This window comes from Pseudomonas sp. HPB0071 (assembly GCF_000478505.2).
Classification (GTDB): domain Bacteria; phylum Pseudomonadota; class Gammaproteobacteria; order Pseudomonadales; family Pseudomonadaceae; genus Chryseomonas; species Chryseomonas luteola.
This window is the reverse complement of sequence record NZ_KI517367.1, coordinates 2236485-2252933: the sequence shown is the minus strand read 5'-3', so window position 1 is coordinate 2252933 and position 16449 is coordinate 2236485. Positions and strand designations below refer to the sequence as shown.

19 protein-coding genes are annotated in these 16449 nt (G+C 57.2%); 10 read left to right on the top strand and 9 right to left on the bottom strand.

The features are described from left to right. Window position 1 precedes the first annotated feature (1 nt). A complete protein-coding gene (locus HMPREF1487_RS10645; protein WP_037030697.1) occupies window positions 2–916 on the bottom strand; it encodes an AraC family transcriptional regulator in 915 nt (304 codons plus the stop codon). A gap of 265 nt (window positions 917–1181) precedes the next feature. Between HMPREF1487_RS10645 and HMPREF1487_RS10640 the strand changes: the two genes are divergently transcribed. Further along, complete coding sequence (locus HMPREF1487_RS10640; protein ID WP_010796652.1) at window positions 1182–2243, top strand: NAD(P)-dependent alcohol dehydrogenase; 1062 nt, start codon at window positions 1182–1184, stop codon at window positions 2241–2243. Between the two features lie 118 nt (window positions 2244–2361). Then, window positions 2362–3201: a DMT family transporter gene (locus tag HMPREF1487_RS10635; RefSeq protein WP_010796651.1), complete on the top strand. Its 840-nt coding sequence runs from the start codon at window positions 2362–2364 to the stop codon at window positions 3199–3201. A gap of 18 nt (window positions 3202–3219) precedes the next feature. Here HMPREF1487_RS10635 and HMPREF1487_RS10630 read toward each other — a convergent pair whose 3' ends face one another. The 3 genes from HMPREF1487_RS10630 to HMPREF1487_RS10620 all read right to left on the bottom strand — a co-directional run bounded on the left by HMPREF1487_RS10630 (window position 3220) and on the right by HMPREF1487_RS10620 (window position 5277). Continuing rightward, window positions 3220–4233, bottom strand: a complete 1014-nt coding sequence (locus HMPREF1487_RS10630) for an SDR family oxidoreductase (RefSeq protein ID WP_010796650.1) — start codon at window positions 4231–4233, stop codon at window positions 3220–3222. Between the two features lie 79 nt (window positions 4234–4312). Continuing rightward, window positions 4313–4744 (bottom strand): hypothetical protein, encoded by a 432-nt coding sequence (locus HMPREF1487_RS26305; protein WP_010796649.1) that lies wholly within the window; start codon window positions 4742–4744, stop codon window positions 4313–4315. Window positions 4745–4797: 53 nt separating this feature from the next. Continuing rightward, window positions 4798–5277 carry a GNAT family N-acetyltransferase gene (locus tag HMPREF1487_RS10620; protein ID WP_010796648.1) on the bottom strand — a complete coding sequence of 160 codons (480 nt, stop codon included), beginning with the start codon at window positions 5275–5277 and terminating at the stop codon, window positions 4798–4800. A gap of 190 nt (window positions 5278–5467) precedes the next feature. On the opposite strand from HMPREF1487_RS10620, the gene HMPREF1487_RS10615 reads away from it, so the two are divergent. The 3 genes from HMPREF1487_RS10615 to HMPREF1487_RS10605 all read left to right on the top strand — a co-directional run bounded on the left by HMPREF1487_RS10615 (window position 5468) and on the right by HMPREF1487_RS10605 (window position 7143). After that, window positions 5468–6007: an invasion associated locus B family protein gene (locus HMPREF1487_RS10615; protein ID WP_010796647.1), complete on the top strand. Its 540-nt coding sequence runs from the start codon at window positions 5468–5470 to the stop codon at window positions 6005–6007. Window positions 6008–6100: 93 nt separating this feature from the next. Beyond that, window positions 6101–6724: a YdcF family protein gene (locus HMPREF1487_RS10610; protein WP_010796646.1), complete on the top strand. Its 624-nt coding sequence runs from the start codon at window positions 6101–6103 to the stop codon at window positions 6722–6724. 77 nt (window positions 6725–6801) lie between these two features. Continuing rightward, window positions 6802–7143: a zinc ribbon domain-containing protein YjdM gene (locus tag HMPREF1487_RS10605; protein ID WP_010796645.1), complete on the top strand. Its 342-nt coding sequence runs from the start codon at window positions 6802–6804 to the stop codon at window positions 7141–7143. 65 nt (window positions 7144–7208) lie between these two features. Here the strand turns inward: HMPREF1487_RS10605 and HMPREF1487_RS10600 are convergent, their stop codons facing one another. Further along, window positions 7209–7988, bottom strand: a complete 780-nt coding sequence (locus tag HMPREF1487_RS10600) for a hypothetical protein (protein WP_083603127.1) — start codon at window positions 7986–7988, stop codon at window positions 7209–7211. 565 nt (window positions 7989–8553) lie between these two features. On the opposite strand from HMPREF1487_RS10600, the gene dctP reads away from it, so the two are divergent. From dctP to dctM, 3 genes are all read left to right on the top strand, one after another. Further along, window positions 8554–9546, top strand: a complete 993-nt coding sequence (gene dctP, locus HMPREF1487_RS10595) for a C4-dicarboxylate TRAP substrate-binding protein DctP (protein WP_010796643.1) — start codon at window positions 8554–8556, stop codon at window positions 9544–9546. A 107-nt stretch (window positions 9547–9653) separates the two neighbouring features. Next, window positions 9654–10283, top strand: a complete 630-nt coding sequence (locus HMPREF1487_RS10590; RefSeq protein ID WP_010796642.1) for a TRAP transporter small permease — start codon at window positions 9654–9656, stop codon at window positions 10281–10283. Continuing rightward, the gene (gene dctM / locus HMPREF1487_RS10585) at window positions 10280–11563 is read left to right on the top strand and encodes a C4-dicarboxylate TRAP transporter large permease protein DctM (protein WP_010796641.1); all 1284 of its coding nucleotides are present in this window, start codon (window positions 10280–10282) and stop codon (window positions 11561–11563) included. The genes HMPREF1487_RS10590 and dctM overlap by 4 nt, the downstream gene beginning before the upstream one ends. A 57-nt stretch (window positions 11564–11620) precedes the next feature. Here dctM and HMPREF1487_RS10580 read toward each other — a convergent pair whose 3' ends face one another. The 3 genes from HMPREF1487_RS10580 to HMPREF1487_RS10570 all read right to left on the bottom strand — a co-directional run bounded on the left by HMPREF1487_RS10580 (window position 11621) and on the right by HMPREF1487_RS10570 (window position 13790). After that, window positions 11621–12322, bottom strand: coding sequence for a DUF1294 domain-containing protein (locus HMPREF1487_RS10580; protein ID WP_010796640.1), 702 nt, complete (start codon window positions 12320–12322; stop codon window positions 11621–11623). 167 nt (window positions 12323–12489) lie between these two features. Continuing rightward, a complete protein-coding gene (gene cysC / locus HMPREF1487_RS10575; protein ID WP_010796639.1) occupies window positions 12490–13077 on the bottom strand; it encodes an adenylyl-sulfate kinase in 588 nt (195 codons plus the stop codon). Window positions 13078–13085: 8 nt separating this feature from the next. Then, window positions 13086–13790 (bottom strand): sulfotransferase family 2 domain-containing protein, encoded by a 705-nt coding sequence (locus HMPREF1487_RS10570; RefSeq protein ID WP_037030692.1) that lies wholly within the window; start codon window positions 13788–13790, stop codon window positions 13086–13088. 305 nt (window positions 13791–14095) lie between these two features. Between HMPREF1487_RS10570 and HMPREF1487_RS10565 the strand changes: the two genes are divergently transcribed. Further along, window positions 14096–14395, top strand: a complete 300-nt coding sequence (locus HMPREF1487_RS10565) for a hypothetical protein (RefSeq protein ID WP_010796637.1) — start codon at window positions 14096–14098, stop codon at window positions 14393–14395. A 55-nt stretch (window positions 14396–14450) separates the two neighbouring features. Here HMPREF1487_RS10565 and HMPREF1487_RS10560 read toward each other — a convergent pair whose 3' ends face one another. Beyond that, the gene (locus tag HMPREF1487_RS10560; protein WP_010796636.1) at window positions 14451–15701 is read right to left on the bottom strand and encodes an acyltransferase family protein; all 1251 of its coding nucleotides are present in this window, start codon (window positions 15699–15701) and stop codon (window positions 14451–14453) included. Between the two features lie 223 nt (window positions 15702–15924). On the opposite strand from HMPREF1487_RS10560, the gene HMPREF1487_RS10555 reads away from it, so the two are divergent. Continuing rightward, entirely contained in the window at window positions 15925–16401 is a 477-nt protein-coding gene (locus HMPREF1487_RS10555) for a hypothetical protein (protein WP_010796635.1), read from the top strand. The last annotated feature ends 48 nt before the right edge of the window (window positions 16402–16449 follow it).

The following is a 16449-nucleotide window of genomic DNA, read 5'->3' as shown; positions in this document are numbered from 1 at the left end:
CTTACGAGGCGGCCTCGGCAGATGGATGCTCATGGCGCTCGGCCGCCGGACTGTGGTCGAAGTAACGTTTGTACTCGCGGCTGAACTGGGACGCACTCTGGTAGCCAACCTGGAGCGCTACCTGGGAGACGTTGAACCGCTGAGCCACGAGCAGTTGCTGTGCCTTGATCAGCCGCAGCCGCTTCAGGTACTGCACAGGTGACACCAGGGTGCTGCGTTTGAAGTGCTCATGAAACGCCGACGTGCTCATGTTGGCGCAGCGGGCCAGCTGATCGACGTTCAGCGGCTCGGCGTAGTGGTGATGCAGATATGTCAACGAGGCCGCGATCCGGGCAAACTGCCCCCGCTGCTCGACCAGTGCCTTCAGTGCCCCGCCCTGCGGCCCTCGCAACGCCACGAACAAGACCTCGCGCAGGCGCATCGCGCCCAAGATCCGGCATTCCAGCGGATCGTGCAGGCACCGCAGCAGTCGCTCCACCGCCTCCCGCATGGCGGTGTCGAGTGGGGAAGACACCATGGACTCTGGCGTCTGCACACGGGCCGGCTGAACCTCTTCCGGTCCCATCGCCAGCACCAGCTCGCCCAATACGCTTCGGTCAATGCCAATGGACACTCCCAGTAAGGGGGCCTCAGGTGTTGCGAACGTCTCACACTCGAACGGCACGGGCAGCGCCTGGACGAGGTAATGGCCGGCACCGTATTCCAGGGTTCGCTCGCCGAGATAGGCCAGCTTGCTGCCTTGCGCCACCACCATCAGGCTGGGCTCGTAGATCTGAGGCGATCGCGACACATTGCTGCGCGCCGTCACGATTCGAACCTGCTCCATAGGCGTTGGCAAAAACCCTTCGCGCGTGGCAAGTGGCTGGATCAGGGAAACCAGGGTGGCATTGGCATCGAGATGGCGGGTCAGCTGCATGGAAACGGCATCGGCAAGAGAAAAAGGCATTACTATAATCGCAAAAACAGAAAGGTAAAGAGCCTATAACACCTACATGCTGGAGAAATAGGCATAAGCTCAGGAGGAATCGTCATGACCTGTCCTCACCGATTCCTCACAATAGGCCTCCCCCCTTTTCGATGAGTCTGATGCGGCGCCTGCCATCGCCCAACGGTGATGTGCGTTGCCTATGCCAGGCAGTCGCCAGATTCGAAGCGCTATCTTTTGTCTTGTGAGGCTCTATATGACCAAAGCATTCGGCTATGCCGCCCTGTCGCCTACCACCCCTCTTGTCCCGCACACCTTTGTGCGCCGTGCTACGCGCAACGACGATGTAGCCATTGAGATCCTGTACTGTGGTGTGTGCCACTCCGATATCCATCAGGCCCGTAACGAATGGGGAATTGCGGTGTATCCGCTGATGCCCGGCCACGAAATCGTAGGCAAGGTGACCGCTGTGGGCGCTGATGTCAGCCGCTACAAGGTGGGCGATCTGGTTGGCGTAGGCTGTATGGTCGACTCCTGCCGTCATTGCGAAGCATGCCAGAAGGATCTTGAGCAGTATTGCCTGGAAGGTCCTACCATGACCTACGCTTCCCCGGATCGCGTGGATGGCAGCAATACCATGGGTGGCTACTCCGACAGCATCGTGGTCAGCGATCGCTTCGTTGTGAGCATTCCTGAAAAGCTGGATCTGGCTTCCGCAGCACCTATCTTGTGCGCCGGTATCACCACTTATTCGCCGCTCAAGCACTACGGTGTAAAGGCGGGTGACAAGGTAGGCGTACTGGGCATGGGCGGCCTGGGCCACATGGGCATCAAGTTCGCCAAGGCCATGGGCGCGGAAGTCACCGTATTTACCCGCTCGCTAACCAAGGTGGACGAGGCCAAGCGTCAGGGCGCAAACCATGTAATCATTTCTACCGACGAGGCCCAGATGAAGGCCGCAGCCGGTCGTTTCGACTTCCTGCTCGACACCATTCCGGTGCAGCATGATTTGAATCCCTACCTCGAAACCCTACGCTTTGACGGTGTGCATATCCTGGTCGGCCTGATCGAACCTATCGAGCCCGCCCTTCATGCAGGCAACCTGGTCATGAAGCGCCGCGTCATTGCCGGCTCGCTCATTGGCGGAATGGCGGAAACCCAGGAAGTACTGGATTTCTGCGCCGAGCATGGCATTACCTGCGATATCGAGATGCTGGATATCCGCAACATCAACGACGCCTACGAACGCATGATCAAGGGCGACGTGAAATACCGCTTCGTCATCGACATGGCGACACTGAAGGCGGCACAGGCCTGATGCTGAGGCGGGGCAGCTCAGGCTGCTCCGCTACTGCTCAAACCTTAATCGCGCAATCCGCTTTCACACCTGCCAATTCAGCCTACACTCTAGGCACGTCTTCTGATGCAGAACACGCATGCCTACAACAATACGCACACTGACTTTCACCGCGCTGGCCATGCTGGCCTTTGCGGGCAACTCCCTGCTTTGCCGTCTGGCGCTCAAGCACGCTGAAATCGACCCGGCCAGTTTTACAACGCTACGCATTTTTTCAGGCGCACTCGTGCTGTGGCTTCTACTACGCCAGCAGAACGGCAAACCGGCCGGCAACTGGCCTTCGGCAATCTATCTCTTTATCTATGCGGCGGCCTTTTCCTTTGCCTATACGCACCTGGAAGCAGGTACGGGTGCACTGCTGCTCTTTGGGGCAGTGCAGGTCACCATGATCAGCCTCGGGCTGTTACGTGGCGAGCGGCTGAACCGTTGGGCGACAACAGGGCTGCTCCTTGCGCTGGGTGGGCTGGTCGTCCTGCTCCTACCCGGCGCGACCGCGCCTTCGTTGACGGGTGCACTGTTGATGCTGACATCTGGCGTAGCCTGGGGGCTCTACTCCCTCAAGGGCCGAGGGGTTACCAGCCCGCTGGCCGCTACGGCAGGCAACTTCCTGCTGGCGTCTGTTCCGGCGCTGCTCATCAGCCTGGCCTCGATTGCCTATAGCCATTCGGATCTAATGGGAGTGCTCTACGCCGTACTCTCGGGTGCCGTTACCTCGGGAGTGGGATATGCGCTCTGGTATACCGCCCTGCGAGGGCTGGGCTCATTGCAAGCCGCTACGGTACAGCTCAGCGTACCGGTACTGACGGCCCTGGCCGGCGCGCTGCTGTTGGGCGAAGCCCTGACGTTACGCCTTTTGCTCACCGCCCTGGCAGTGCTGGGCGGTATCGCGTTGGTGCTTAATACCCGGCAAAAGCCTTGAGCCTTTGCCGGGTAGACTTTACGAGCGCTTCATCAGCCTCAACGCCATTAGCCCCAATCCTGCAATCGCCACCGATGACACCACCGGGTGTTTGGACATTTTCACGTAATAGCTGCGCGAGCGATACGAGCAGCCCTGGTGCGTACCACGCTCATGCAGCCCATAACCCGGCTCGTACAAGGCATTGTCTTCCCGGCTACGGGAGGGCCGGTCGGCATACTGGGAGTGGTACATGATCTTGTTCATCAGCTTGTCGGTCAGCCGCGGCGACAGCGCCGACAGCCATGCCAGAACCTTGGCCTCGCTGCCCACGAACATATCCCGTTTGGGATTTTCCGCAGCGAACAAAATAGCCTCGGCCACCGCCTCCGGGGGATAGATCATGCCCCGATGTGCCGGCTGGTTGGGCATGTAGCTACGGGCGTGCTCGTTATAGGGCGTATCGATTCGCGCCGGATGCACCAGCGTGACCGAGATAGGGTACTGCTTGTGTTCCAGCTCCATGCGCAGGGCATCGGTCCAACCGTGCAGGGCATGCTTGCTGGTCGAATAGGTCGACTGGACCGGCGTTGCCCGATCACCGAAAAAGCTGCCCACATTAATGATCGCACCCGGGCCGCCGCGCTTGATGAAATAACTGGCCGCCAGACGCGAACCGTAGACGACACCCCAGAAATTAGTGTCGAACATGCGCTTCATGTCTTCGATGGTCACTTCCAGGCAATCGCCAAAAATGGAAACGCCAGCGTTATTGACCCAGGTATCGATATCGCCAAACGTCTCGATAGCCTGCTCAGCAATGCGGGAAACATCCTCTTCCTTGCCAACATCCGCCACCACATAGGCCGCCTGACCGCCCTGCTGCTGAATCTCGGCGCACAATTGCTGGAGCGCCTCTTCATTCCGCGCCGCCACAACGACCTTGGCACCGGCACGCCCAGCCATGCGGGCTGTAACCAGCCCAATGCCGCTGGACGCCCCGGTAATCACTATCACCTGTTGGCTGAGAGGCTTGAGAGGTAGCTTCGCCATGTTCATCTCCTGTCAGAAAGGTATCTATAGTCCTGACAGGAGCCTCGCAGGAGGGTTCGGCTGATTTCAAAATGCCAGACTACCGGAGCGTGTGCAGATTCAAGATGCGCTCCACTTCACTCAATGCAGACTCATCATCCATCAAAGGGATGGCCTTTATGGCCTTGCTAGATGAAACGGGTTGAGTTATCTGCTCATTAACGGTCTCGTGCAAAGAGGCATTGTCTAGCGATATGGCAAGCTTGGGTTTACTTGAAACATAGCCTTGAGGAATAAACTTCTGGTCGTGACATTGCTCCCGTAGCGCTGGATTGGCCAGGCTTTTGCAGCCTTTGCCATTGGATAGCCCACCCGCATTGCATGCAAATTTCTTATCTAGGTCCTGCACAGAGAGGCAATCAAGCGAACCAAAAGTCTTGCCTAATATGGTCACCGGCGTCTCTGCAGACGTCGTAGGGGTAATACCGACAGAGAGGACAAGACCTAGCAACCCAGCAATGCGATAACGCATCGGCACCTCCTTGCAATTTTATGTGTTATTTACCAGCTAAAGAACATAGCTGCCTAACGTGACGACAGCTGCTTTCCCATCGAAACCGACCGTATCCCGTAGCCCAGCTCCTCATACAGCCGCTGCGCGTCCTCATTGAAGGCCCACACGGTGAGGCGCATATCCACTGCACCTTTCTCCTGGGCCCATTGCTCGGCTAGAACCATCAACGTACGGCCAACGCCCTCTCCCCGGCGCGTTTCGTCCACACAGATCGAGCCTACGTGGGCATAACGCATTGGATTGAAAAAGGAATGCGTTTCACTGATGAGGTAAACGCTGATGAACCCGATCAGTTCACTGTCCTCTTGCGCCACAAAGGTTGTGGCATTCGCCGCCCCAATCGCGCGCCGCCAATTCGCCTCGTCACGTCGCACGTCTTCGGCCGACGCAAAGATCTGCGGCCAAGCCTGGTGGTGCATATCATTGAGCAGCTGCCCCAGCCTGGAAATTTCAGCGATGTCATCGGGTGTCGCTTCACGGTAGAGGGGCATTGGAGGTCTCACAATCACGTCTGATAAGGAAGCGGCCACCTCTAGAGGAGGCCATGAGGCATTATGTAGCCTCGCCATCAGCCTGCCGTGACGGCATTCTGATCTTCCTGGGTCGTCATAAGGGCAGCATCAATCGGGTCAAATGACCTATGCTGTACGTCATCACTCTTCACAACTGCAAGGAAGAAACATGAAACAGAACGGCTTTCTCCCGGCGCTGGCCTTTTCGACCATGCTGCTGACGGGAGCCGGCCTGTCCACTACGGTACAGGCACAAACCGCGCCTGGCGATGCACAGGGCAAGCCTACCGCGACAGAGACCTACGGTGACTGGTCGGTGATCTGCCGGAACGTTCCTGAAGAAGGCAAGGTTTGCGCCATGTCTCAGGTTATCAACAACAAGGATGGGCAGCGCATGCTGGCCATCGAGCTGCGTCCTGGAAAAGAGGGCTTGGGCGGATTCATGGTATTGCCCTTTGGCGTTGCCGTAACCAAAGGCGTGCGCTTGCAGGTAGACGACCAGGACACCCGCACGGTGGATTTCCATACCTGTCTGCCAGTAGGCTGCATCGCCCCACTGGACTTTGACAACAACCAGCTCAAGGCCCTGCGCAAGGGCAAGGCGCTTAATGTAACGGCGGCCATCGCCACCGGCGGCGAGGCCCACGGCCCGCTGTCACTCAAAGGCTTTACCAAGGCGGCCGAGCGCACCCGGGCGCTGATGAAATAAGCTGACCGCTCTGGAAGGAGACTGTCAAAGACAGTTTCCTTCATACTCGCGTGCTTGCCTGGCGCACGCTTACCGACCTTAGAGCCACGAGCCATGCACTCAGATAGCGTTACCGCACTCGTCACACAGCTCTTTGGCGCAGACGTACTGGTGCCCGTCGATGCACTGATCATCATGGGCAGCCCGCACCATATCGATGAGATTGCACAGGCAGCGAACATCATCATCCAGATAACCAAACCCCGCGTCATCATTCCGAGTGGTTATCAGGGCGAAGCCGAGGCCTTGGCCCATGCCTGCATCAAGCGCGGTGCCCCTGCTGAGCGTTTCGTACTAGAACAGCAGGCGCGTCACACAGAAGAAAATGTCAGGTACTCATTGGCGCTTGTAAATAACCTCCCTGGCAAACAACGCGTAGGCTATGTTTGCAAGAACTACGCAAGCCTCCGATGTCGACTTACCTTCGAGCGTTACCGCAACGGCCATGAGTGCTACGGTTTTACCGTCAATCTATTCGAAGAAGCGCTGGAAGATTTTCAGCGTAACCCTCTTTTTAAGCAAAAACTGGCTGGCGAGCTGAAAAAGGTACTCAATTATTCAGCTCGAGGCTGGATAGCCCCGATCCCGCCAAATGCAGCTTATACACGAGCAGATATCGAACAGCTCTATGGTGCGCTGGCGGCCTCCCAAGAAACTTTACCTATAGCGCTCCGCTAACGTTCAGCGTCAGCGTCAGCGAAAGCCAATAAAACCCTATATAATGTCAGGCTTTTATCGCCCACCAAGGAAGTCCAGTGAGCACATTGCCGCCCTGCCCTCAATGCAACTCCGAATTCACCTATGAAGATGGCACCCAGCTCGTTTGCCCAGAGTGCGGACACGAGTGGTCTGCCACCGAAACGGCGGAAGCCTCCGAGGGCGGTAAGGTCATCAAGGATTCAGTAGGCAATACGCTGCAGGACGGCGATACCGTAACGGTCATCAAGGATTTGAAAGTGAAAGGCTCATCCCTGGTCGTGAAGGTCGGCACCAAGGTCAAGAATATTCGTCTGGTTGAAGGCGATCACGATATCGATTGTAAGATCGACGGCATTGGTGCGATGAAACTCAAGTCGGAATTCGTGAGAAAGGTCTGATACCTCGCTGATCCTGCCGTCCTTGGTTAGCGTGCCCTGTGAATAGACAGGGCAGCCACGCCGCATTACTGAACCGGCAGGAAGTTCATGAATAGCAGGCTTTGTGCATAACTCACCCCCAGGCGCCGATAACGCTCGTCCAGCACCTCGCTGATAAGATCGAGCCGCGCCACAATCTTGCCAAACTCCACCGCAAAGCTCAGGTTGCGTCCATCCTTGGACAACTGATTGGCCAGCAGCAAACGCTTACCCTGCAAGTCCTTGCGCTGCCCCAGCATCCAGGTTGCCTTTTCGATATTGCGGGCAGCATTGTTGATGAACTCGGCGCTGATCGTATCGGTGATATAGAACTCCATCCGACCGCCGTGGGCGGTGATCAGCATGGTGCCAATGGCATAGATGAACGCACCGGCCCGGTCGCCCTGAAACTCGGGACTCAAGGCATAGCTGAGCGCCTGGATATCCCTCAGGCCATTGAGCGAAGGCAGGTCACGGTTCTGCTCGATAGCCGTCTGGATGAGCTTTTCTGCCGCCTCGATCGTTGGCTGACCCGTCTTGCGCCACTCGGCCGGATTGCGGCGGTACAGCTTATCCAGCAGTCGATAAAGGCTGTTGAGGTTGTCACGCATCGCCAGCGTGGCCATACGATCCACATTGGTCTGGAAGAACTCGCCGGCATCAGCCGAATCATCCTTGTTCATGATGTCGGAATGGCTGAGCTGCCCGCAGCCGCCCAACGTGAAGAGCAGGGAAACCACCAGCAGCATTGTGCAGCAAGGACGGTACAGCTGTACGCGTCGGATCAGCGCAGCGAGCGGAAAAAAACAGGGAAACACAGAGATCATCGGCTTTCGTCAATTACTGCCCGGACGCTTAGTCCCGCGCAAGGTAGGCCAGTTCAGCCGGACAGTAAAAACGATGCGCTCACCTGATGCTGTGCGATACCCCTAGGAAATAAAGATCGGCCCTTAAAAGTGCTGATTCGCAAATGCTGCGTTTAATCGACGCACGGTTTTCAACTCAAACAGTTAGCAAAAAATGCCAATTACGACACAACTGAGCAAAATATGTCGCAATTAGGCAGTCCAGCAGTGGCGAAAAACCGCCAACCAGCGACATTAGTGGCGGATTACCGCCAACGCTTAGCAAAAGCTCTGCCGCCTCGTTAAGAGGGCTAGACCGATGGTACCCAAGAGACTTCCAGGCGGTGCTCTAGAGCGCCTGTCTTGAAATCATTGTGACATGGTATTGCACACCAGCGATCCCTACCGTTTCTCGGCATATTGCTTGCCCTATGATTTGTAGAGGCGAACTCTGCGTGTGCCGTCTAAGGTCGTTAATGATTAACGAATTCTGATATACATGCTGCCCTCACTGCCTCACCAATAATCACAACAAAGGAATACAGGTATGTTCAAGATGACGCTCAAGGCTCTGGCCTGCGCACTCGCGCTTGGTGCTGCCGGATTGGCTAATGCTGCAGATCCCATCGTAATCAAGTTCTCCCATGTCGTAGCCGAGCACACACCCAAAGGGCAAGGCGCCATTCTGTTCAAGAAGCTGGCGGAAGAGCGACTACCCGGCAAGGTAAAGGTCGAGGTCTATCCGAACTCGTCCCTGTTCGGCGACGGCAAGGAAATGGAAGCGCTATTGCTGGGTGATGTGCAGATCATTGCGCCGTCACTGGCCAAGTTCGAGCATTACACCAAGCAGATACAGGTATTTGACCTGCCCTTCCTGTTCAATGACATGGCCGCCGTGGACCGCTTCCAGCAGAGCCCCGCGGGGCAGAACCTGCTCAAGTCCATGGAAGACAAGAACATCACCGGGCTGGGGTACTGGCATAACGGGCTGAAGCAGCTGTCTGCCAACAAGCCTTTACGCGAACCCAAAGATGCCCGTGGATTGAAGTTCCGTGTCCAGGCGTCTGCCGTGCTTGAAGAGCAGTTCAAGGCAGTGCGCGCTAACCCGCGCAAGATGAGCTTTGCCGAGGTGTATCAGGGCCTGCAGACCGGTGTGGTCAATGGTGCTGAAAACCCTTACTCCAACATCTACAGCCAGAAGATGTATGAAGTGCAGAAGTACATCACCGAGTCCAACCACGGTCTTCTGGACTACATGCTGATCACCAATACCAAGTTCTGGAATGGTCTGCCTGCCGATGTGCGCAGCGAGCTGGACAAGATCGTTGTGGAAGTCACGGCTGAAGTGAACAAGCAGGCTGATGCCCTGAACCAGGGCGACAAGCAGCGCATCCTGGATGCCAAGACCACCGAGATCATCACCCTGACGCCTGAAGAGCGGGCCAAGTGGCGCGATGCCATGAAGCCGGTTTGGCAGAAGTTCGAAGGCGAGATCGGTGCTGACTTGATCAAGGCCGCTGACGCGTCCAACCAGATCTAAGCACACCCCTGTAGCGCAGGCGAGCCCAGTGCCGCCTGCGCAGTGACGGATGGGCGGCCCTCGGCTGGCCCATCCCACGTCTGCCCTGCTTGGCGGGAGATCAATCGATGAGCGCCCTACGACGTATCTGGGACCACTTCGAGGAAGGTTTCATTGCCTTTCTCCTGGCGGCCATGACGCTTGTGACCTTCACCTACGTAATCCTCAATAACTTCTATACGCCTTTCTATACCCTGGGCGACTACCTGGGCGGCAACGAAACGGTGCTGGCCATTGGTGACAAAATCCTCGACATGGCGCAGTCCATGACCTGGAGCAGCGCCCTGACCAAAGCCCTGTTCGCCTGGCTGATCTTTTTCGGTCTGGCCTATGGCGTGCGCACGGCAGGCCATATTGGTGTCGACGCACTGGTCAAGCTGGCCAGCAAGCCGGTCCAGCGCATCATTGGCCTGATCGCCTGTCTGTGCTGCCTGGGTTATGCGGGCCTCATCGCCGTTGCCAGCTTCGATTGGGTCCAGACTCTGCTAGGCGCCAGCATTGGCGCAGAGGACCTGGGCCATTTCGGGATCAAACAATGGCATATCACCCTGATCGTGCCGTTCGGCTATGCCATGGTATTCATTCGCTTCCTAGAAATTCTGGTCAGGATCATACGCAACCAGCAAACCGGCCTTGGGCTGGCCGACGAGGCCGCCGATGCCTTGAAACTCAAAGAGCATGAGGGAGAGAAACCATGACCGTCATCTTTCTCTTCGTCGTGCTGTTTGCACTGATGTTTATCGGCGTTCCGATTGCCGTGTCGCTGGGTCTGGCCGGCTCGGTCACCATCATGCTGTTCAGCCCCGACTCGGTTCGTTCACTGGCGATCAAGCTGTTCGAGACGTCCGAGCATTACACCCTGCTGGCGATTCCGTTCTTCCTGCTGTCTGGCGCGTTCATGACAACGGGCGGTGTGGCAAAGCGGCTGATCGATTTCGCTAACGCCTGCGTAGGCCACATCCGCGGCGGTCTGGCCATCTCGGCCGTACTGGCGTGCATGCTGTTTGCGGCCCTGTCCGGCTCGTCTCCGGCCACGGTGGCGGCGGTAGGTTCCATTGCCATTGCCGGCATGGTCCGCTCCGGCTACCCACAGGCTTTTGGTGCGGGAATCGTTTGTAATGCGGGCACCCTGGGCATTCTGATTCCACCGTCCATTGTGATGGTGGTCTATGCGGCGGCTACCGAGCAGTCGGTGGGCAAACTGTTCATGGCCGGCGTGATCCCCGGTCTGCTGCTGGGCGTGGTGTTGATGGTGGCGATCTATATCGTCGCCCGAAAGATGAACCTGCCCGCCTTGCCTCGTGCGTCGCTGCGTGAGCTTCTTACCACGGGACGCAAGGCGATCTGGGGCTTGCTGTTGATGGTGATCATCCTCGGCGGGATCTATTCGGGCATGTTCACTCCGACCGAAGCCGCAGCTGTCGCCGCGGTTTATGCCGGATTCGTGGCCCTGTTCGTGTACAAGGACATGACCTTCCGCGACTGCCCAAAGGTGCTGCTGGAGTCCGGCAAGCTAAGCATCATGCTGATGTTCATCATTGCCAATGCCATGCTGTTCGCCCATGTATTGACCACAGAGCAGATTCCTCAGCAGATCACCGCCTGGGTGGTTGAAATGGGTTTGCAACCCTGGCAGTTCCTGCTGGTGGTCAATATCCTGCTGCTGGTTGCCGGTGCGTTCATGGAGCCGTCGGCCATCATCTTGATCCTGGCGCCGATCTTATTCCCCATTGCCATGCAGTTGGGGATAGATCCGATCCACTTGGGCATCATCATGGTCGTAAACATGGAGATCGGCCTGATCACGCCGCCGGTAGGGCTGAACCTATTCGTAACATCCGCCGTGACAGGCATGCCGCTGGCCAACGTCATCCGCGCGGCCATGCCGTGGCTGATGCTGCTGATCAGCTTCCTTCTGATCATCACTTACATCCCGGCGATCTCGCTGGCGTTGCCTAACTGGCTGGGCATGAGCTGATCGCTTACTGTGCCCATCCTTGCAGCCCGGCTTTTATGCCGGGCTGTTTCATTTCGTTTAAAAGAACAGAGGCACGCGGTCAAACAGATGCAAGCGGTGGAAAAATAGCTCATCTGCCCACAACGCCTCATGCAGCAGCACGATGATCCAGAAGACAGCCTGATAGCTCACCTTGCGGGTCTTGTGGCGAAAGACCTGTTGCGCCACAAGACCACCCGGCCAACCGCCGGCCAACTCAAGTATGTGCAGGGTTTTCTCAGGAATACGCCGCTGCGCCTTCAGTGCGCTCTGCTTGTCATGCCAATAGAACAGGAAGGCCACCAGGCTTGCGCTACCATAGAGGGCCAGCGGGAAGAGGCTGTATCGTGTAGACAGAACATGCAAACTTCCCCAAACAGGCAACACGCAAAGTACCGCGAAGAGGACGAGCTTGACCGGCAGGTCCTGGATACCGCCATGGCGCTGTTGACGCGGACGTGGTGTCTGGGCAGACCGGGAAGCCGTTCTGGCAGGCGTGGATCGTTGACGGATGGACGGTTTGTCCAGCGTCATGCCTGCATTCAGACGAATATGCTCCGCCCGCAGACGCCCTTTGCCGTCAGGCCCCGCGACATACAGGACCTTTTCACCGGCTACCGGCCGCCGATCACCCCGTACCGCTGAAATATGAGCGAACACCTCATCCCCGCCCTGCTCCGGCCGGATGAACCCAAAGCCCTTTTCGTCATTCCAGCTCTTCAACGTCCCGCGCTGTTCCATCGTCCGCTCTGCCTGGAAAAAGCAGGCATGCTACCGGAACGACAGAAGTCAGTAACAGGGCGGACAGTGGATGGGTATTGCGTGCCCTACCCATCCGCTTACCTCTAAGTACTTCGGAAACGCATCCTCCGCTCAACCCTTTCGGCTGTCTTACTTACCCGTTCAGCTCAGGCCTCTGGCGTCAGCAATTCGATCAATGCCTGCGTTGCCTCGGGAATAGACAGGCGCGCTGTGTCGATTTCGCAATCAGCATCATAAGGTGGCTCGTAGGGACTATCGAACCCGGTAAAATTGTGGATTCTTCCCTCCCGCGCGGCGCGGTACAGCCCCTTGGGATCACGCCGTGCACACTCCTCAAATGATGTGCTGACGTACACGCAACGAAACTGGCCCGGCTCGAACAAGGCCCGCGCGGCATCACGATCGGCCTGGAACGGTGAAATCGCCGAGACGATCACCACCAATCCCGCCTCTACCATCAGCTTCGCCACCTCGGCTATTCGCCGGCTATTTTCGCTCCGCTCCGCCGCCGACATCCCCAGGTCACGGCATAGCCCATTGCGCAGGTTATCGCCGTCCAGCACGTAGGCATGCAGCCCGCGCTGGTGCAGTGCCAGATCAAGACTGTTCGCCAGGGTAGACTTGCCCGCACCGGAAAGCCCGGTCAGCCACAGGCAACAAGGCTTTTGCCCCAACGCCTGTGCACGCGCCGAGGCGGGCAGGGTCAGATCATAAGGCCGGATACAGCTTCCCATCGGTGTCCTCACGCATAACCTAATAATTCGAAATCACGTGCATACACCCGGCGAATCAGCCGCCGTGTGCGCGCCGTACAAAATGCATGCGCAGGCCCCGCCTCCCGCTGCCGCGACGGATTGATATGTGGCAGCGTCGCCGACAGGTCCAAGATATCCGTCAGTCGAGCGAAGTCTTCCTCAAGCGACTCCTGGCGCCCAATGAAATCCATTGCCAGCCGCCCCAGGGAATCTGTCAGAAAGTCGGTCTGCGGCGCGAAGTGAATCTGCCGCCGGATGTTGTCCTCATGCAGCCACTGTGCGACGAACGTATTGAAATTGTCATAGCGCGACATCAACCGCCATGCGGAAAGATCACGCGCGATGGGCTCATTTCCCTTTAAAAAGGCAAATGCCGAATACGCTCGCTCCAGCGGATGGCGCACAAAGGTAAATTTGAAACTCTGCTCGAAGGCCTCGGGAAACTGCTGCTCATACCAGTATAGCGGCAGATGCCCCGGTCGCCAGTCATCGAACAAGGCCTTGCACAGGCTGCTTCCGGCGCACTTGGGTACATGGATGAATAGGCAGTTTTGATCGGCAAACGGCCTGGGAAAAATCACATTCCCGGACATGACCTTGTTCACCACTTGCCGATCGACCACTGAAAGACGACCCAGCAGAAAGCTTCGCTGCGCCTTGGGGATAAGCTTCCATAGATACCGCTGCAACATACCTGTTTGTACCGCCTGAATTTTGCGCAAAGCCATCCGTAGATACACATGGCTGAAAAGGCGAAAAGGCTAGCAGAGGCCCTCGCCATTTAAGGTTTCGAGTAGGTAAAAGCCATGTAAAGGCGCTGATACAGAAGCGATCCGCCTCACACGGCTACTTTTGTTCTGAATAGGCGTACAAACCGCTCTACAGTAGGCTTTCGTCCATTTCGCCTGCTATGCGGCTGTGTATCGCCTGGGTAAATTCGGCACGACAGCCGGGAGGGCTGTGCTTAGATAGCTCAACAGCACGACAAGGACCGGGTATGAAACAAGCACCCCTTCTTTCTACAGCTGCACTGGCGTTGGGCCTGTTTGGCAGCGTTGCGCTGGCCGATCAGGAGCCGCCGCCCCGCGGCCAGTATGACCGTATGCCGCCGCCCGCGGCGTTTGAAGTGTGCGAAGGTAAGCCTGTCGGCGCGCCAGTCATGCTTACTCTGCCTGACGGCAAGGCACTCAAAAGCGTCTGTAAGGACTTCCAAGGCCGGCTCGCCGCCATGCCTGAGCATATGCCACCGCCACCCAAAGACGGCGCCCCGCCCGGCTCTCCGCCAGACGCGCGGTAGCCTCTATAAAAAACCGCCTCTAAGGGCGGTTTTTTATAGCTAATCCAGAGTGCGTCTAAGCGCCCCGACCTTTCCTGTACTTCTGAGGCAGGTGCGCCTCCAGCCAACGGCGCAGGGGGCCGATCAGAAAACGTTGAATCAACAGCCCCAGGCCAATAACTACGATCAGGTGAGGGATAAGGCTCCACAGGGGAATGGTGACCACATCGCCCAACACATCGCTGACGGCATCACTGATCGCGTCACTGGCCGCTTCCTGCGCCTGGGTAAAGAAGGCCAACAGATGCCGCGTCCACGGGTCGATCAGGCTGATCATGGGTGTGTGGATGGCAAAGATACACAGCGATGCCTCACCCAGCCGCCGGGCCAGTTGTTGCAGGGAGGCGCTTTCCGGTGCGCGGAAGGTAGCGCAGGCCAGCAATAGCAAGCCCTGAAAAGGCGTCAGTAGACCATTGTGAACCAGATAGAACCAGCGGCGCCCGTCCTGCTGCAAGAGCCATGCCCCAATGAAAAGGCCACTCAAGCCAACGGCAATCAGGCAGTACCGGTAACGTTCCGCCAGTTGTGCCAGAGAAGGCTCCTGCAAGGCGCGATAGAGAATGATGCCAATCAGAAACTCCGGCAGGCGAATTACCGGGTTGCGATGGATAACGCCTACGGTCACATAGTCATAGGCATGCAGCCAGGTCGCCAACAAAGGCACCAGCAGGTAAGCGCCCCATAATGCGAACCCTATCAGTATCCAGCGGCGCGCCGCCATCAGGCGTGGCGCAAGCAAGGGGAACAGGATATAGAAGAACAGCAGGGCAGAAATGGACCAGGTCGCACCATTGAGCCAGAGAAAGCGTGGCTCCCAGGACTGAAGCAGCAGGATCTGCATCAAGATATGAACACCTGCCATGAGCCAGGAGATGGGCAGCAATTCCTCCAGCCCCTCGCCATCCTCCAGCGACGCGTAGGGATGCTGGTTGTAATACACGGGCACACCGTCTGCCGAGGGTGCATTCATCGCCAGTACACCCAGCGCGATGGCCAATGTCATCAGGTGGATGGGATAGAGATTGCACAATCGCCGCGCGATAAAGCCGGCTTGGCTGCCCTTCATTTTGCCCTGATCATCCAGGCAGACATGCGCCAGCAGAAAGCCCGAAAGCAGGAAAAAGGTACTGGTAGCGTAAAAGCCCATGCCGACGAGCTTTTGAAAAAGCCACGGTGCGTCACCGTACAGGCCGCCCAGGTGGTAGACCACCATGTAAAGGGCCATCAGAAAACGAAGCCATTCAAGGCCGTAGTAATGCTTGGTCATAGTGAAGGCGAAACGATCAAAGCAGTCATCGAACCGTCATTATGCCAACATTGGACGCCGGCTCGTTGCAGGATGTGTTAGTGCGCTGAAACACCTTGGCCACGTATCGACCGCCTTCCCTGAAACATCAATTTCCGCAATGGTCGTTATCTCTGCGCTTCATTTCTAGCATCAAGCGATTGATTCGATAATGAACGTATCGAATCTTCTTGCTGAGGCAACCATGAACACGCTTATCCAACACGGTAAGGCAGCCTTGCTGATCGCGCCCCTGTTACTGGCAGGCTGTGCAATCAGTGCCCCCTTCAACGCAACCCCTGAAAGCAACACAGCTCAGGCACCGGCTAGAACCCAGGGCGGATCGCTGACCGTCAATCGCATCGAGCCCGCTGCCGGGCAATACGTCCTGAGCCTCGCGACAACAGCGCAGCACCCCTCCTACTCGGATTGCAGCACTGCGCTGATCACTTCCGGCACGGACCAGTTCCAGGCCGATGTCGTGCAACGCCAGCAGTACACCAAGTCGGACTACAACGTCACGTACGACGTGACGCTGAGCAACGCTCAGATGCAGCGCCTGGCAGGTAATGACACTTTGAACGTTCAGCTCTGCAATGTTCAGTACTCGGTGTCACACGCACAGATCAATGACCTGCAAGCCAAGTTTCTGGCCGTGACCAAACCGACTCCTCAGGCTTGAACATATCCACCGTTGCCCAGTGTTAACGGAAAAACAAAACCGCCCTTA